The following is a 16,060-nucleotide window of genomic DNA, read 5'->3' as shown; positions in this document are numbered from 1 at the left end:
AGGCGATGTTACAGTCCAGTGGACTGTTTTTTCCTGAGCTTAAAGATTAAAAGGCGATGTTACAGTCCAGTGGACTGTTTTTTCCTGAGCTTAAAAATTAAGGAGGGATAGCAAAACAGCCTTAGTATCTCTGATTTGATTCATTACCGCTTATGGAAATGGTCAGTTTTTGTTTTACAGATTTAGGCTGATAACGGCGCTTTTTGCCTCGTAAAACCTTCTTACCGCTTACTGTCTGTAAGATCAGTTTAGAATCAGAAGTCAAATATTAATTTTATGTTTCATTTTAAAAATAGGTCCAAAGACCTATGTATTGTCTAATAAACTATGTTACAATGTACCTATCATGGGATAGAAAGAGAGAATGAACATGATTAAAATTTATACGATTTCAAGTTGTACGAGCTGTAAAAAAGCTAAGACTTGGCTCAATGCTCATCAGCTTCCTTATAAAGAACAGAACTTAGGAAAAGAACCACTGACTAAAGAAGAAATTTTAGCTATACTGACCAAAACAGAAAACGGGATTGAAAGCATTGTTTCGTCAAAGAACCGTTATGCTAAGGCTCTTAATTGCAATATCGAAGATTTAAGCGTCAGTGAAGTGATTGACTTGATTCAGAATAATCCGCGGATTCTTAAAAGTCCGATTTTAATTGATGATAAGCGACTTCAGGTAGGTTATAAAGAAGATGATATTCGTGCCTTTCTGCCACGCTCTATTCGCAATGTAGAAAATACAGAAGCCCGTCTTCGTGCGGCTCTGTAAGCAGATAGTCAGTTAGAAGCCCATAAATTTGCTTTAGCAGGAATTATTCCTGCCTGCAGGTTTATGGGCTTTTTGAATTTCACTTCTCTTATGAAAGGATTAACGGCAGTTATTTTGTGAGCCTAGCCATAATCAGGTGTCATTGTTTTCCCGTAATTCTTGATTAATGGCAAGGATATCTTTTCTTATTAACAGATAGTTGAAAATATAGACAAGCAGGTAAGTAAAGCTGACACTGAGCAGCAGAGCAAGGAAAGCTAGCCAGGAAGCTGAAAACCATCGCAAATACCAAGCTGCCGTGAGAAGAGGAAAGACAATAAGCAGATAATGCAGGATGCTTATTGCTAAAAGATTTTGCTTATAGTGAGCATGTTTAAATACATTGCTGGCTAATCCTTGACTGATACCTAACAATGCAAAGATGCAAATCTGCAGACCCGCAGCAAGAGTTTCAGAATGAAACTGCTCAATGAAAGCAGGAAGTCCAAAGCTGAAATCACTGCCAGTTACAAGGACGAACATAAAGTTGACAAACGTACCAATTCCTACGCCGATAAAGGCAGAAGGGATAATTTGTTTTAAGTGTTTCATGAGAATCCTCCTTTATTAAGATATAAAGGCTGCAAAGCCTTCAGACGTTTACGACTGACGGTAAGTCCGAAATCTCTGATTTCGCAGGCGCACCCCTGTCAGAACAGAGCTCTTAGGGCATGTTCAATTCAACAAAGATCAGTCAGCATTTCAGAGTCCCAGTGCTTTTTTAAAGTTAGGGATAGAACGGCGGGAAACAAAGGTGTTTTGGCCGCTTTTAAAAACAACTTGTATAGTGCCCTTAAAACTGAGATTGAGCTCTTTAATCTGTTTAGTATTAATAATTTCACTATGAGAACTTCTGATAAAATATTTGGGGAGCAGCTCTTCTAACTGATAAAGACGGTATTTAGACTGATAAATTGACTGCGCTGTTTCAATAAAGACTTTTTTATTTTCTGTGTAGAATCGGACAATCCAGTCAGGTTGCAGCAGATAAATTTTGCTATTCCGGCTGCCATAAAGGTAATTATAGTCAGAATCATACTTTATAAAATCAATAATTCTCTGATTTTTAGGATTCATATGACTGAGATAGATTTTAATAAATGTCTCTTTGAGACTTAGATCTTTAATGATTTCAAGTTTCATTGTCAGTCCTCCTTTTTAATTAGTATAGTCGGTTTTAGGAGGTTTTTCTAGGAAATTAGGATAAGTGGCTGTTTTAGGGGTCTAAGTGGTCTCTTTTAATGATAGGGCGGCATCTTTACCGTTTGAATATAGAACTTCAGTTTGGGAAGGCTGTCTTATTTTTCCATTTTAGCCCGAAAAAGCCTGTATTTTCAGTATTAAAATCTTGTTTAATTGCCGGGAATAAGTTATAATAAAGGATAAAGTTATTTAGAAAGAGGGTGTCAGTATGGGGTTTACAGATGAGACTGTCCGCTTTAACTTAGATGATAGTAATAAAAAAGAAATCAGTGAGACGCTGACAGCAGTTTACCGTTCTTTAGAAGAAAAGGGCTATAATCCGATTAACCAGATTGTTGGTTATGTATTGAGCGGCGATCCTGCTTATGTGCCGCGTTATAATGATGCCAGAAATCAGATTCGCAAGTATGAACGAGATGAAATTGTTGAGGAATTGGTTCGTTATTATCTCCAAGGAAATGGAATTGATCTGAAATGAGAATAATGGGTCTCGACGTTGGTTCTAAAACGGTTGGAGTCGCGGTCAGCGATCTTTTAGGCATGACAGCTCAAGGTCTGGAAATTATTAAAATCAATGAAGAAGCAGGGGAGTTTGGTTTTGACCGATTAAATGAATTAGTAAAAGAATACAAGGTAGATAAATTTGTCATCGGTCTTCCCAAAAATATGAATAATACCAGCGGTCCGCGTGTTATGGCCAGCAGAGCCTACGGCGATCAGCTAAAAAGCTTATTTAAGCTTCCGGTTGACTATCAAGATGAGCGTCTGACTACTATGCAGGCAGAACGTATGCTGGTTGAGGAAGCTGATCTTAGCCGCGGGAAACGGAAAAAAGTTATTGATAAAATTGCTGCTCAGCTGATTTTACAGAATTATCTTGACCGTAACTATTAAAACTGGAATCGGATGACTTTTAAATCTAAAAACAGATAGAATTGAGGAGAAATGAATGGCGCATAACCATAAGCATGAACATGAGCATGAAGTGATTACACTTGTTGATGAACAGGGAAATGAAACTTTATTTGAAATTTTGCTGACCATTGACGGACAGGAAGAGTTTGGAAAAAATTATGTTCTCTTGGTTCCGGCCGGTGCAGAAGAAGCTGATCAGGATGAAATTGAAATTCAAGCTTATGCCTACACCGAAAATGAGGATGGAACAGAAGGGGATTTGCAGCCGATTCCGGAAGATTCAGAGGCTGAATGGAATATGATTGAGGAAGTCTTTAACAGTTTTTTAGATGATAATTAATCGGTATTTCAGTTATCAACTTTGAGAAGAGCATAGCTCTTTTTTTTATTGCTGAGAGGGATTGTGTCTCAGCTCTATGATAAATTGACTATACCGCATATTTTGATATACTGGAAGTAGACTAATCAAGGAGATGTAGAGTAATGCCAAAAGAAAATGACTTGGCTAACAAGATATACAGCCGTGTTGAGCGTTATGATCAGAAAGAACCAGAGAAGAAGCTATCTGTTGCTAAATCTAAAAAGCCAAATACCAAGGTTTTAAATAAATATAAATTTTCTATCTTGCTGTTCAGCCTCATTTTGGCTGTATGTACAGTGGCTCTGCCCTTATTTGCTGATTTGGCAAACAATGTTCAGTCACAAAATCTCTACACTGGCTTAATGCTGACGAAGGGGGAACTTCCTTACACTGATATTTTTGCAACAGGTGGCTTCTTTTATTATGTCCTTATTGCTTTAGGCTATCTTTTAGGATCAACTGTCTGGTTAATTCCTGTACAGTTTTTGGCCATGTATGTCTCAGGTATTTATCTTTATAAAATTATTAGATTTTTAACTGCCAGTACGGAAGTGGCCTACAGTTTTATCTGTCTTTTTTACCTTTTAAACGGGACACTGGGCTTTGGCGGCTTGTACCCTGTACAGTGGGCGATGCCTTTTGTACTGATCGGTCTCTGGTTTCTGACTAAGTACTTTGCGGGAATAATTAGAGATGAAGCCTTTATTCTGTATGGTTTTGCCGGAGCGCTCTCTATTTTATTTGAACCTAGGACTTTGGTCTTCTGGGTTCTGTCCTTTTTGACTATCGCTGTCTATAATTTGGCACAGAGGCATATGGCCAGAGGCTTTTATCAGCTTTTATGCATTATTTTCGGTGTCATTTTAGTCATCTATTTTGCTGTCTATTTCCTTTTAAATCTTCAAATTTTATCAGCTTATATTGCACAGGCTGTTATCTATCAGTTTACTTTCTTTGCCAGCGGGAATGCCAACCTGTGGCTGTCTCTGCTTTTTCAGCTGTTTTTAGCTCTTGCTTCAGGTCTTCTTCTCGGTATTTTTGCTCTGCCTAAAGCATTAAATAAGCAGTCAGAAGATAAGGTGATTAAATGGCTGATTTTGCTGGTCTTTTTGTGTGAAATCACAATGGTTTGTCTTGCTCAGGATTTTCAGTTTTATCATTTGCTGAGTCTTCTGCCTTTCGGCCTTATTTTAACAGCTTTATGGATAAACAGAGTTTATCAGGCAAGGCGCAGACGTAGGTCGCACCGCCGTAAAAAGGCAACTGGTACTGGTAAAGTCTTTGGGCTTTTTTTCACCCGCCATGCCTATTTGCCCCTGCTGGTTATTTTGCTGGCTTTTGCCCTGCCTTTAGGATCCTATGCGATTAACTACCGTACGCATCAGGAGCGTCATACTGTTGCCAAATACCTTAAAAAAACAGTATCTGATGGTACAACCGTCTATGTCTGGGATAGGACAGCCGGCATTTATTTGGCTGGAGAATTAAACAGCAGTTCGCAGTTTTCCTCACCGACCGTCTACACAGCAAAGGCGTCCAATGCCAAAATTTTAGAAGATGAGCTGTTGCAAAATGGGGCCAGTTATGTCGTTGTCAATAACAGTCAGACAATATCTGAGACTTTGAGAAATCATCTGCTTGCTAATTATGAAGCCCTGTCTCTGGATGGTCTTTCTGCCTTTACTGTCTACCAGATAAAATAAGAAAAAATCAATATGTTGTGTCTAAATAAAAAAATCGGCACAACATATTGATTTTTTTTTGCTGCGTGTTATAATAGACGAGTAAGGAGAAAAGATATGATTACACTGGAAAAAGAAAAAATTGTTACGCAGCCAAGTATTAAGGTCATCAAACGTGATGGCCGTCTGGTAGCTTTTGATGCTAATAAAATTTATAGTGCGCTTTTAAAAGCCAGCAATACTGTGACAAAAATTTCACCGCTTGTAGAAGCTAAGTTAGAGGCAATATCAGATCGCATCATAGCTGAGATTTACGAGCGTTTTAGTGATGATATCAAAATCTATGAAATCCAGAATATTGTTGAGCATGAGCTGCTGGCTGCAGGTGAATATGCTATTGCCAAAGAGTACATCAATTATCGGACTCAGCGTGATTTTGAGCGTTCTCAGGCTACAGATATTAATTTTACAATTGACAAGCTGATTAATAAAGATCAGACTGTCGTCAATGAGAATGCCAATAAAGACAGTGATGTTTTCAATACCCAGCGTGACCTTACTGCCGGCATTGTCGGAAAGTCACTCGGTTTGAAAATGCTGCCGCCTCATGTTTCCAATGCCCATCAAAAGGGGGACATTCATTATCATGATTTAGACTACAGTCCTTATACACCAATGACAAACTGCTGTCTGATTGATTTTAAGGGAATGCTGGCCAATGGTTTTAAAATCGGCAATGCGGAGGTGGAAAGCCCTAAATCTATCCAAACTGCAACAGCGCAGATTTCGCAAATTATTGCCAATGTAGCGTCCAGCCAGTACGGCGGCTGTTCAGCTGACCGTATTGATGAAACACTGGCTCCCTACGCTGAGCTCAATTATCAAAAACATCTCCGGGATGCAGAAGCATGGGTGTTGGAAGATAAGCGTCAGGAATATGCGCGTGCCAAAACGAAAAAAGATATTTATGATGCTATGCAGTCCTTAGAATATGAAATTAATACTTTGTTTACTTCTAATGGTCAGACGCCTTTCACTTCACTTGGTTTTGGTCTGGGAACATCCTGGTTTGAACGTGAAATCCAAAAAGCGATTCTCAATATTCGTATTAAAGGGCTTGGCAGCGAACACAGAACAGCTATTTTCCCTAAACTAATTTTCACCTTAAAACGGGGTCTGAATTTAGAGCCGGGAACGCCTAACTATGACATCAAAGAGTTAGCGATTGAATGTGCCACTAAGCGGATGTATCCGGACGTCCTTTCTTATGATAAAATTGTTGATTTAACAGGTTCTTTTAAGGTTCCTATGGGCTGCCGTTCTTTCCTGCAAGGCTGGAAAGATGAGCAGGGCAATGAAGTCAACTCCGGCCGTATGAATTTGGGTGTTGTGACGGTCAATCTGCCGCGTATTGCCATGGAAGCCAATGGTGATATGGACAAGTTCTGGGAAATCTTTAATGAACGGATGGGAATCGCCAAAGATGCTCTTGTTTACCGTGTTGAACGTGTAAAAGAAGCCACTCCTTCAAACGCCCCTATCCTTTACCAATATGGGGCTTTCGGTCAGCGTCTCGGTAAGTATGATAATGTTGATGAGCTCTTTAAACATCGTCGTGCGACCGTTTCTCTTGGCTATATCGGACTTTATGAAGTTGCTACGGTCTTTTATGGCGGCAATTGGGAAAATAATCCTGAGGCCAAAGCCTTTACGGTTAACATTGTCAAAGCCATGAAGAATTACTGTAATGACTGGTCAGATGAGTATGATTACCATTTTTCTGTCTACTCTACGCCGTCAGAAAGTCTGACAGATCGCTTCTGCCGTCTGGATCTTGAGAAATTCGGCCCAGTGACTGACATTACGGATAAGGAATACTACACCAACTCTTTCCATTACGATGTGCGAAAAAATCCTACACCATTTGAAAAGTTAGATTTTGAAAAAGTGTATCCAGAAGCCGGAGCAACTGGCGGTTTTATCCATTACTGCGAATACCCTGTGCTGCAGCAAAATCCTAAAGCGCTGGAAGCTGTTTGGGATTATGCTTATGATAGGGTAGGCTATCTTGGAACAAATACACCAATTGACAAATGCTATGAATGCGGGTTTGAAGGAGATTTTCAGCCAACTGAACGCGGTTTTACTTGTCCTAACTGTGGAAGCAGCGATCCCAAAACGGTCGATGTCGTTAAACGCACCTGTGGTTATTTAGGCAATCCACAGGCCCGTCCAATGGTTAACGGCCGTCATAAGGAAATTTCGGCCCGAGTTAAACATATGAATGGCTCAACGATTAAAAATCCGGGTCAATAAAACAAACGGTTTGGAAATTCAGAAAGAGAATGGAGAACTGGCTGACAGAGTAAACTTAAACTGGCCTACCCTTTTCCACTTTAAATTTGGCTTGAAATTAGCTGCTGTACTTATATAAAGAATGCCGCATCAGAGTCTGGGAGATTTTTGTCCCAGACCCTTCTTATCTCAAGAGAAAAGACAGAGATTAGAAACGTATAACTGAGCAAATGCTAAGGCTGTTTCAGATAAAGGTAAAAAGAGGACAAGAGGATAAGGAGACTGCAATGCTTAATATTGGAATTGTTGGCTTAGGCGGAATTGCACAGAAAGCTTATTTGCCCTATATGCGCCAGCTGCCTGGGATTTGCTGGCATATCTTTACTAGAAAGAAAAAGGTGTTAGAAGAGACCGGTGCTCTCTTTGGTCAGGCTAAAAGCTATGATTCGTTGGAAGAGCTAGCAAGAGCTCCCTTAGATGGTGTTTTTATTCATACGGCGACTGACGCTCATAGGACAATAGCAGAGCTTTTTCTTAAACGCAGCATTCCGGTATACATGGATAAACCCTTGACGGAGTCTTATGAGACCAGTAGAGCTCTCTATGATTTGGCCGCAGACAAAGGGACATTTCTTATGGCAGGTTTTAACCGGCGTTTTGCGCCTAGAATTGCTGAAATGAAGACTGTTTCCAATAAAACTCAGATTATCGCTAGTAAAAACGATGTCAATGCACCGGCTGATTTTCAGTATAAGCTTTTTGATCTTTTTATTCATCCTTTAGATACGGTTCTTTTCCTTATGGATCAGCAGCCGGTAAGCGGTTATTTCAGCTGCAAGAAGCAAGATAACAAACTGATTCAAGTTAAGGTTATTCTTGAAAGCGAGACTGAATTAGCTGAGGCTTCTATGAATTTACAGGCAGGTTCACGTAAAGAAAATATTGAAATACAATGTCCACAAGGGACATACAGTTTGGTTAACTTGACAGAATTGTCAATCTACCAAGGTGATGAGGTCGATAGCAAATCTTTCGGTTCTTGGGTATCAACTCTTTATAAAAGGGGCTTCGAGGGGATTGTTGACAATTTTTTGCAGGCTGTCAAAAACTGTAAAGAAGGTGTCAAGGATTTTGACAATCCTGTAAAGGAGCAGTCAAGTTTACTCAGTCACTGGATCTGCGATCAAATTAATCGGTCTGCACATAATTCTGGAAATCTCAGTGTCATTTTACCAAAATAGAAAGGGTTAGGTATGCAGCTCAGACGCCCCAATCAAGCAGATAAAGAAGCTGTTTTAGATTTAATGACAGAATTTAGCCAAACCGGATCAATGCATGATGGCGGCTTTTGGGAGGCTGACAGCTTTGATTATGATAATTGGCTGGAAAATAACTTGCAAAGTGAGATGGGAATTAATATCCCAGAGCATTTTGTACCGGCTATCCAGTTTGTTTCTTTTGACGAAACCGGCAGAGCCTTGGGCTTTCTGCATCTGCGTTTGCGACTTAATGATTATTTGCTCAATCAGGGCGGCCATATTGGTTATTCTATTCGCCCGTCCGATCGCGGCAAAGGATATGCTAAAGAGCAGCTGCGCTTAGGTCTGAAAGAAGCTAGAAATAAAAATATCAATCCGGTGCTTGTAACCTGTCATAAAACCAATGATGCCAGCCGAAAAATTATATTGGCTAACGGCGGCATTTACGAAGATACCAGAGAAGCGATAGAACGTTTTTGGATTCATTTATAAAGGAGGCAGCAGCTATCCGGAGGTCAGGCTCCTATTTTTACATTGCGTTCTTCACGGCCTTTGTACCTTATGTAATTGAACACGGTAAGCTCTTTGCAAAAAGAGACGCAGTCGTAGGAAGCGTAAGCTGACATACGAATGTGGCTGCTCTGTGAGTACAGCCCTCCCTAGAGTCTTTAGCGACTCGGCGGTCAGGCTCCTATTTTTGCTGTGAGCTTGAACGCCCTTTGTATCTTGTTGGAATTGAACACGGCCTAAACGCTGCGGGAAAAAGATAAAATCTCCTAGAGTCTTAGCGACTCTTCGTCAGTTTTCCTATTTTTGCTTTGCTCTTTTAACGGCCTTTGTATCTTGTTGGAATTGAACACGGCCTAAGAGCTGTGCAAAAAAGATAAAATCTCCTAGAGTCTTAGCGACTCTTCGTCAGTTTTCCTATTTTTGCTTTGCTCTTTTAACGGCCTTTGTATCTTGTTATAAGGGGGTGATGGTGGTGAGTGAGGCAACTTGGAATACTCCCAAGCCAAAAGAGTGGAAATCAGAAGAATTGAGTCAGGGGCGCATTATCGATTATAAGGCCTTTAACTTTGTTGATGGTGAAGGGGTTCGAAATTCATTGTATGTCTCTGGCTGTATGTTTCACTGTCAGGGCTGTTATAATGCGGCAACTTGGTCTTTTAAAGCCGGTATTCCTTATACGCAGGAGCTGGAAGAGCAAATTATGGTGGATTTGGCCCAGCCTTATGTTCAGGGGCTGACGCTTCTTGGTGGCGAGCCCTTCTTAAATACTGGTATCCTTTTACCGCTTATTAAGCGTGTTCGCAGAGAACTTCCTGATAAGGATATCTGGTCTTGGACCGGTTATACCTGGGAAGAATTAATGGAAGAAACACCTGATAAGCTTGAAATGCTTCGTTTGGTTGATATCTTGGTCGACGGACGCTTTGATATAAAGAAGAAGAACCTGATGCTGCAGTTTCGCGGGTCATCTAATCAGCGGATTATTGATGTTCAAAAGTCTCTGGAGGCAGGACAGGTTGTTATTTGGGACAAACTTAATGACGGTGAGGAAAACTTTGAACAGGTCAGCCGTGATAAACTTATTTGACAGTTTGTGCTGGGAGTATATTTTCCACAGCCTGTTGACAATTCAGTTCTGTAAACGGTAGTTTTGCTGAAATCTAAAAACCACCTGAAATAAGGTTGAAATTGCCTTATTTCAGGTGGTTTTTTGTATATTGGAGGCAGCTGCTGTTTTGATAAAAACCAGCTGTTTGTTTGTGGATAAATGGGGACAGTAAGAAAAGCCAAAAAAATTTAATCCTTTGAGTTCTTCTACAGTTTGGCAGTTTTCCTTAAGAGCCTGAGTTAAAAGCTGTCCGCGTGCTTTTTTAGAAATAGTTGAATGCTTTTTTAAGTGCCCATCTTTTTCTTCCACGAACTCAAGGCTGATAAACTGTTTTCTTTGCTCAGGTGAGAAAACAGCTGCAAACTCAGCTGAGAGCAGAGAAATGATAGTATCCTGTTTTTGAGCAAAATGGTCATATTCACCGCGCCAATAATTTTTTAAAGAGGAGCCCTCAATCTCTAATTTGAAGTTAAAATCTAAGCGGTGGGGGACAATCGGCTGCTCAGCCGGAATTACTCCATATAGAGCTGAAGTAATATAAACACGGCTTAACTTCTCCTGCTTGGCAGTAAAGTCAGTTTTGATCTGACGGTACATAAGCCCATTGAATAATGCAATTGCAGGGTAGGCAGCAGCCTTCCCCTTTTGGGCTGTCTGCCAACGTTCAAATTCAAGAAGAGCAGCAGCCGGCTTGATTCGGTAGAGCTCAGCCAGTTCTTCAGGGGATTTTTGGCTGAGATGGGTAATGAGGGTTTGTGTTTTAACTGAAACATGATGTGGATAAGTCTGCTCAGGAGCAGCCATTTCTTTTGCTGTGGGGATTAAAAATGTCAACATAGCTCTATTATAAAAATCAGCGGTGAGGCTTGTCAAATAATTGCTTTCAGATGTAAAGAACGGGCCTGTCAGTCTTTTATTTTTTGGCAGTACTGCTGATATAATTGGCCGATAGCCTCACGCCTATTGACATTCAGTTTGACGTAAATATTGTGAACATGGGTTTTTACCGTTCCTAAAGATAAAAATAGGGCATCCGCAATTTCCTGATTATGCCGATGTTCAAGAAGGAGCAGAAAAATTTCTTTTTCCCTTTTAGTCAGCTGGTAGTCTTGACAAAAAGCATCGATATAACGCTTAGCTTGTTCTTCTTCAGAGAGTTTCTTTTTTTCTGTCTGCTTATAGAGAGGATAGTCTCTTATCAGATAGTAAATGGTAAGAACGCTGGCACATACGGAAAAGAGAGCTTCGGAAAAATTGCGGTTTTGAATGCGCATATCCAGACGATCATAATTATCAATATTAAAAATCACAAAGCTGTCTTCCAAGAAAATGAAAAAGGCAGCCAGAGCTGTCAGCAAAGCTATTTTCTTCAAATATTTTTGTCCGACTTGGCTGACAGAGGCTGTGCTTTTTTGGGCAGCTAAAAATCCGCAGTAAGCTAAAAACAACTGATTGGGCAGATAGTAGAGATAGACTTGTATTTGTGAACTAGGAAACAGAGGCATAATAAGCATCCAGACAGCGTTTCCTGCCAATATGCTATAGTCAGCAGTCAGCGGTTTTTCCTGCCGCAAAAGCCTGATTATAAAGAGCATGCAATAGTTTCTTACAAGAAAAATGACGGTTTTAATAAAGGAAAGTCCTGAAAAGGTTTGATTATAATATCTCTCAAAGGAAGCAATCAGCTCTGTCATGGAAATGATCCAATTATCCAGAGTAAAAAAGATAAAGAACACGGCTAAAGCCAACAGTATTTTTTTGATACGCTGGTTCCGCTCAAAAAGGAAGTTATGGGAACACAGTGCCAGAGTGATAGCATACAGAATAGTCAGCAAAAGGTTACAAATGTAAATCAAAGTCATACAGTATCACCTCCTATCCTTTACTACCTAAATTATATCACAGACAAATAAACTCTTTAGGTTGAACCTTATAAACCTTGGCCTAAACCTTTTGTAAACCCTTTCTCAGTTTAGCCTTTTTCCTTATTTTAAGATTAGATCTCAAAGATTATTGTAAACGCTTTCTAATCAGCTGTATACTTTTGCTGAAAGTTATCAATTGATGTAATAGGAGGGTAGTAATTATGACGAAAACAGATTATATTACAACTGAAAACTTCAGCAAAGAGGAGCTGCTGAGCATAGCGGATTTATCTCTTAAGATTAAGGCCTGCATTAAAAACGGTTATTATCCTCCCTTGCTCAGGCATAAAACACTGGGCATGATTTTTCAGCAGTCTTCTACCCGAACGCGTGTTTCATTTGAAACAGCAATGACACAGCTTGGAGGGCATGCCCAGTATCTGGCTCCTGGGCAGATTCAGCTCGGCGGCCATGAGACAATTGAAGATACAAGCACTGTTTTATCCCGTTTAGATGATATTTTGATGGCGCGTGTAGAGCGCCATCAAAGTGTTGTTGATTTAGCGCGCTGTGCCTCTGTTCCGGTGATTAACGGGATGTCAGACTATAATCATCCGACTCAAGAGCTCGGCGACTTATGTACGATACTGGAACATTTACCGGCCGGTAAAAAGTTAGAAGACTGTAAGGTTGTCTTTGTAGGCGATGCGACTCAGGTCTGCTTTTCACTTGGTTTGATAACAACTAAAATGGGAATGACATTCATTCATTTCGGCCCGAAAGGTTTCCAGCTAAACGAGAAGTATAGGGCTGTATTAGATGATATTTGTGCACAATCCGGAGGCCGGTATACTATCACGGATAATGAAGAATCCGTTACAGGAGCCGATTTTCTCTATACTGACGTGTGGTATGGCCTATATGAGGCTGAATTGTCAGAAGAGGAGCGTATGCAAATTTTTTATCCTAAGTATCAAGTCAATCAGACCCTCTTAAATAAAGCCGGCAGCCAGTGTCGATTTATGCACTGCCTGCCTGCCACTAGGGGTGAAGAAGTGACAGACCAGGTTATTGACGGTCCGCAGTCTATCTGCTTTGATCAGGCAGAAAATCGCCTGACTTCAATCCGCGGTTTATTGGTATATTTGATGCGGGATTTTGCACAGCGAAATCCTTATGATACAGCAAAACAGAATAAAGCTAAATTAGAGCTGGAAGAGCTGTTGTCATAAGCAGTCCAAACAGCTGTAAAGGAAAATAGCAGAGAATTTGCGGTTTTAACTGCTGTTAAAAGTCAATCCCCTGCCTTTTTCTTTCAAGCTGCAGGAAAGGACAATTTTATGGGAAGAAAGAAAAAATTTCGTTTGTTCAGCGCGGTACTGTCTGTTATTTGTGTTGTTTTTGTTGCTGAGGCAGCTGCTCCGGTAGCTGCGATTGGAAATTCCCAGTTCTTTTGGTGGACTTTCCTTCTGCTGGCTTTTCTCCTTCCTTACGGCTTAATTGCTGCTGAGTTAGGGACAAGCTATATTGGAGAAGGCGGTATCTACGATTGGGTAAGGAAGGCTTTCGGCCATAAATGGGGGGCGCGGGTTTCTTGGTATTACTGGATTAATTATCCTCTCTGGCTGGCCTCATTGGCTGTTATGACACCTGGTTTACTGACTACTATTACTGGTTTTCAGTTTACAGCATTATCAGCGCTGGTTTTAGAGCTGCTGTTTATTTGGCTTATTGTCTGGATTAGCTTTTACCCAGTGAGTGACAGTATCTGGATTTTAAACGGAGCGGCTCTCATCAAGATGATTTTAGCTTTATTGGTCGGTGGACTGGGACTTTATGTTGCTTTCACTAAAGGAATGGCAAATGAAATGACGCTTGCTTCTCTGATGCCTTCTTTTAATTTGAACAGTCTGTCTTATATATCTGTTATCATTTTTAATCTGCTTGGCTTTGAAGTTATCTGCACTTTTGCAGATGATATGGAAAATCCTCAAAAACAAATTCCTCAGTCGATTATTGTAGCAGGTTTGGTGATTGCGGCTATCTATATCTTTTCTGCCTTTGGTATTGGTGTTGCTATTCCTGTAGAGGAAATTTCTACAAGCAGCGGCATGATGGACAGCTTTCAGCTGCTTACTGGTTCAAGTACAGGCTGGTTTATTATCCTGATGGCCTTTTTATTCCTTTTGACCCTTTTTGGCAATATGATTTCTTGGTCTCTGGGAGTTAACAATACAGCATCCTATGCAGCTCAAAACGGAGATATGCCGGCATTCTTTGCTAAAAGAAGTACAAAAAACAATATGCCTGTTGGTGCAGCAATTGCTAATGGCTTAGTTGCCAGTTTGGTTGTGGCTGTAGCTCCGCTGCTGCCTGATCAGGATTTATTCTGGTCCTTTTTCTCACTGAATTTAGTGATGTTTTTACTTTCTTACGTACCAGTCTTTCCGGCCTTTTATAAATTAAGAAGGATCGATCCCGATCATCCTCGTCCTTTTAAAGTTAGCGGCAGCCAGCTTCTGTTAAAATTTTTGGTTGTTGTACCCATGCTGTTAATTATCATTTCCCTTATTTTTACAGCACTGCCCCTATCCTTTGATTCTAGCACCTTAGCTTCTCAGCTGCCGATTACCATCGGTTCGATTATTTTTATCCTCGCTGGAGAAGCCATGATCCTGATTAAAAAAATAAAAAAATAATGGACAAATAAAGAAGCAGCCTAAAAACTTAAAAGAGGTGCCATGCAACACTTGCTGGCCCACCTTATTATAACGAACTTTGTATCTTATTTGAACTGAACACGCCCTAAGAGCTGTGCAAAAAAGACAGCCCTCCCTTGAGTCTTTAGTGACTCGGCGGTCAGGCTCCTATTTTTGCTTTGCTCTTTTGGCGGGCTTTGTATCTTATTTGGAGGAAAATGATTATGGCAAAACGTGTATTAAATACAACTCCCAAGCAAGATGGCTTCCGGATGCCGGGAGAATTTGAAGAACAGCAGCAAGTCTGGATGATTTGGCCGGAACGGCCGGACAACTGGCGAAACGGTGCAAAGCCAGCTCAGAAAGCCTTTGTTAATGTTGCTGAAGCAATCAGCCGCTTTGAACCGGTAACAATGTGTGTCAGTGCCGCCCAGTATCAAAATGCCCGAGTACAACTGCCAGCGGAGATACGTTTGGTCGAAATGGCTTCAGATGATGCTTGGGTGCGGGACTGCGGTCCAACCTTTCTGGTTGATGATAAAGGGGATTTGAGGGCTAATGACTGGGTTTTTAATGCTTGGGGCGGTTTAGTTGACGGACTTTATTTTCCGTGGGACAAGGATGATCAAGTGGCACAGAAAATTTGTGAGATTGAAGGTGTAGATTCCTATCGAACAGATAACTTTGTTCTTGAGGGCGGCTCTATTACTGTAGATGGCGAAGGAACACTTATTACGACTGAAATGTGCTTGCTGAGCGGAGGGCGCAATCCCCATATGAGCAAAGCTGCTATTGAAGATAAACTGAAAGAGCACCTAAATCTTGAAAAAATTATTTGGATCAAGGATGGCATAGACCATGATGAAACAAATGGACATATTGACGATGTGGCTTGTTTTATTAAACCTGGAGAAGTAGCTTGTATCTATACAGAAGATAAGAATCACCCTTTTTATGCTGAAGCTCAGGCAGCCTATCAAACTTTGATAAAGGCCGTAGATGCTAAGGGCCGTCAGCTCAAAGTGCATAAACTGTGTGTTACTCAAAAACCGTGCTATCTTAAGGGAGCAGATACAATTGACTATGTTGAGGGAACCCTGCCGCGCAAAGAAGGTGAGCTGTCCATTGCTTCCTATATGAATTTTTTGATTGTTAATGGCGGTATTATTTTACCTCAATATGGTGACGAAAATGATGCACTGGCTATGCAGCAGGTTGCTGCTATGTTTCCTGATCGCAGTGTAGTCGGTGTCAGGACGGAAGAAATTGCTTACGGCGGCGGTAATATTCACTGTATTACTCAGCATCAGCCTAAAATTTGAGAAAAAAGAGAGTTTGCAAGCTTTTAACGTCTC

The 16,060-nt window shown here is 40.7% G+C and carries 16 protein-coding genes; 12 read left to right on the top strand and 4 right to left on the bottom strand.

Annotated elements, in window-relative coordinates; all coding sequences use genetic code 11:
* The first annotated feature begins 370 nt into the window (after positions 1-370).
* Complete coding sequence (gene spx / locus A0O21_RS09290) at positions 371-769, top strand: transcriptional regulator Spx (protein WP_067064532.1); 399 nt, start codon at positions 371-373, stop codon at positions 767-769.
* A gap of 132 nt (positions 770-901) precedes the next feature.
* On the opposite strand, the gene A0O21_RS09285 is transcribed toward spx, so the two are convergent.
* The gene (locus A0O21_RS09285; RefSeq protein ID WP_067064530.1) at positions 902-1,360 is read right to left on the bottom strand and encodes a DUF3021 domain-containing protein; all 459 of its coding nucleotides are present in this window, start codon (positions 1,358-1,360) and stop codon (positions 902-904) included.
* A gap of 150 nt (positions 1,361-1,510) precedes the next feature.
* On the bottom strand, positions 1,511-1,951 hold the full coding sequence (locus A0O21_RS09280; RefSeq protein ID WP_067064528.1) for a LytTR family DNA-binding domain-containing protein: 441 nt from the start codon (positions 1,949-1,951) through the stop codon (positions 1,511-1,513).
* Positions 1,952-2,219: 268 nt separating this feature from the next.
* Between A0O21_RS09280 and A0O21_RS09275 the strand changes: the two genes are divergently transcribed.
* The 8 genes from A0O21_RS09275 (at position 2,220) to nrdG (ending at position 10,120) form a co-directional block, all read left to right on the top strand.
* Complete coding sequence (locus tag A0O21_RS09275) at positions 2,220-2,489, top strand: IreB family regulatory phosphoprotein (protein ID WP_067064526.1); 270 nt, start codon at positions 2,220-2,222, stop codon at positions 2,487-2,489.
* Positions 2,486-2,905: a Holliday junction resolvase RuvX gene (gene ruvX, locus A0O21_RS09270; protein ID WP_067064524.1), complete on the top strand. Its 420-nt coding sequence runs from the start codon at positions 2,486-2,488 to the stop codon at positions 2,903-2,905. The genes A0O21_RS09275 and ruvX overlap by 4 nt, the downstream gene beginning before the upstream one ends.
* 55 nt (positions 2,906-2,960) lie before the next feature.
* Entirely contained in the window at positions 2,961-3,266 is a 306-nt protein-coding gene (locus A0O21_RS09265; protein ID WP_067064522.1) for a DUF1292 domain-containing protein, read from the top strand.
* 143 nt (positions 3,267-3,409) lie between these two features.
* On the top strand, positions 3,410-4,990 hold the full coding sequence (locus A0O21_RS09260; protein ID WP_227806871.1) for a DUF2079 domain-containing protein: 1,581 nt from the start codon (positions 3,410-3,412) through the stop codon (positions 4,988-4,990).
* 96 nt (positions 4,991-5,086) lie between these two features.
* A complete protein-coding gene (gene nrdD, locus A0O21_RS09255; protein WP_067064521.1) occupies positions 5,087-7,285 on the top strand; it encodes an anaerobic ribonucleoside-triphosphate reductase in 2,199 nt (732 codons plus the stop codon).
* Between the two features lie 266 nt (positions 7,286-7,551).
* Positions 7,552-8,505 carry a Gfo/Idh/MocA family protein gene (locus A0O21_RS09250; RefSeq protein WP_067064519.1) on the top strand — a complete coding sequence of 318 codons (954 nt, stop codon included), beginning with the start codon at positions 7,552-7,554 and terminating at the stop codon, positions 8,503-8,505.
* 12 nt (positions 8,506-8,517) lie between these two features.
* Positions 8,518-9,015, top strand: a complete 498-nt coding sequence (locus A0O21_RS09245) for a GNAT family N-acetyltransferase (RefSeq protein WP_067064517.1) — start codon at positions 8,518-8,520, stop codon at positions 9,013-9,015.
* Between the two features lie 490 nt (positions 9,016-9,505).
* On the top strand, positions 9,506-10,120 hold the full coding sequence (gene nrdG, locus A0O21_RS09240) for an anaerobic ribonucleoside-triphosphate reductase activating protein (protein WP_067065280.1): 615 nt from the start codon (positions 9,506-9,508) through the stop codon (positions 10,118-10,120).
* 111 nt (positions 10,121-10,231) lie between these two features.
* On the opposite strand, the gene yaaA is transcribed toward nrdG, so the two are convergent.
* Both yaaA and A0O21_RS09230 read right to left on the bottom strand, forming a co-directional pair.
* Entirely contained in the window at positions 10,232-10,978 is a 747-nt protein-coding gene (gene yaaA / locus A0O21_RS09235) for a peroxide stress protein YaaA (RefSeq protein WP_099092226.1), read from the bottom strand.
* A 68-nt stretch (positions 10,979-11,046) separates the two neighbouring features.
* A complete protein-coding gene (locus A0O21_RS09230) occupies positions 11,047-12,003 on the bottom strand; it encodes a helix-turn-helix domain-containing protein (RefSeq protein ID WP_067064515.1) in 957 nt (318 codons plus the stop codon).
* A 221-nt stretch (positions 12,004-12,224) separates the two neighbouring features.
* Here A0O21_RS09230 and ptcA point away from each other — a divergent pair, with 221 nt between their 5' ends.
* The 3 genes from ptcA to aguA all read left to right on the top strand — a co-directional run bounded on the left by ptcA (position 12,225) and on the right by aguA (position 16,027).
* The gene (gene ptcA / locus A0O21_RS09225) at positions 12,225-13,238 is read left to right on the top strand and encodes a putrescine carbamoyltransferase (protein ID WP_099092225.1); all 1,014 of its coding nucleotides are present in this window, start codon (positions 12,225-12,227) and stop codon (positions 13,236-13,238) included.
* A gap of 108 nt (positions 13,239-13,346) precedes the next feature.
* Positions 13,347-14,705: an APC family permease gene (locus A0O21_RS09220; protein ID WP_067064511.1), complete on the top strand. Its 1,359-nt coding sequence runs from the start codon at positions 13,347-13,349 to the stop codon at positions 14,703-14,705.
* Positions 14,706-14,929: 224 nt separating this feature from the next.
* Positions 14,930-16,027 (top strand): agmatine deiminase, encoded by a 1,098-nt coding sequence (gene aguA / locus A0O21_RS09215; protein ID WP_067064509.1) that lies wholly within the window; start codon positions 14,930-14,932, stop codon positions 16,025-16,027.
* Positions 16,028-16,060 lie beyond the last annotated feature (33 nt).

The organism is Streptococcus pantholopis, from assembly GCF_001642085.1.
Taxonomy (GTDB): Bacteria; Bacillota; Bacilli; order Lactobacillales; family Streptococcaceae; genus Streptococcus; species Streptococcus pantholopis.
Note: the sequence above shows the minus strand (reverse complement) of the source record. Positions and strands in the feature narration are given on the sequence as shown.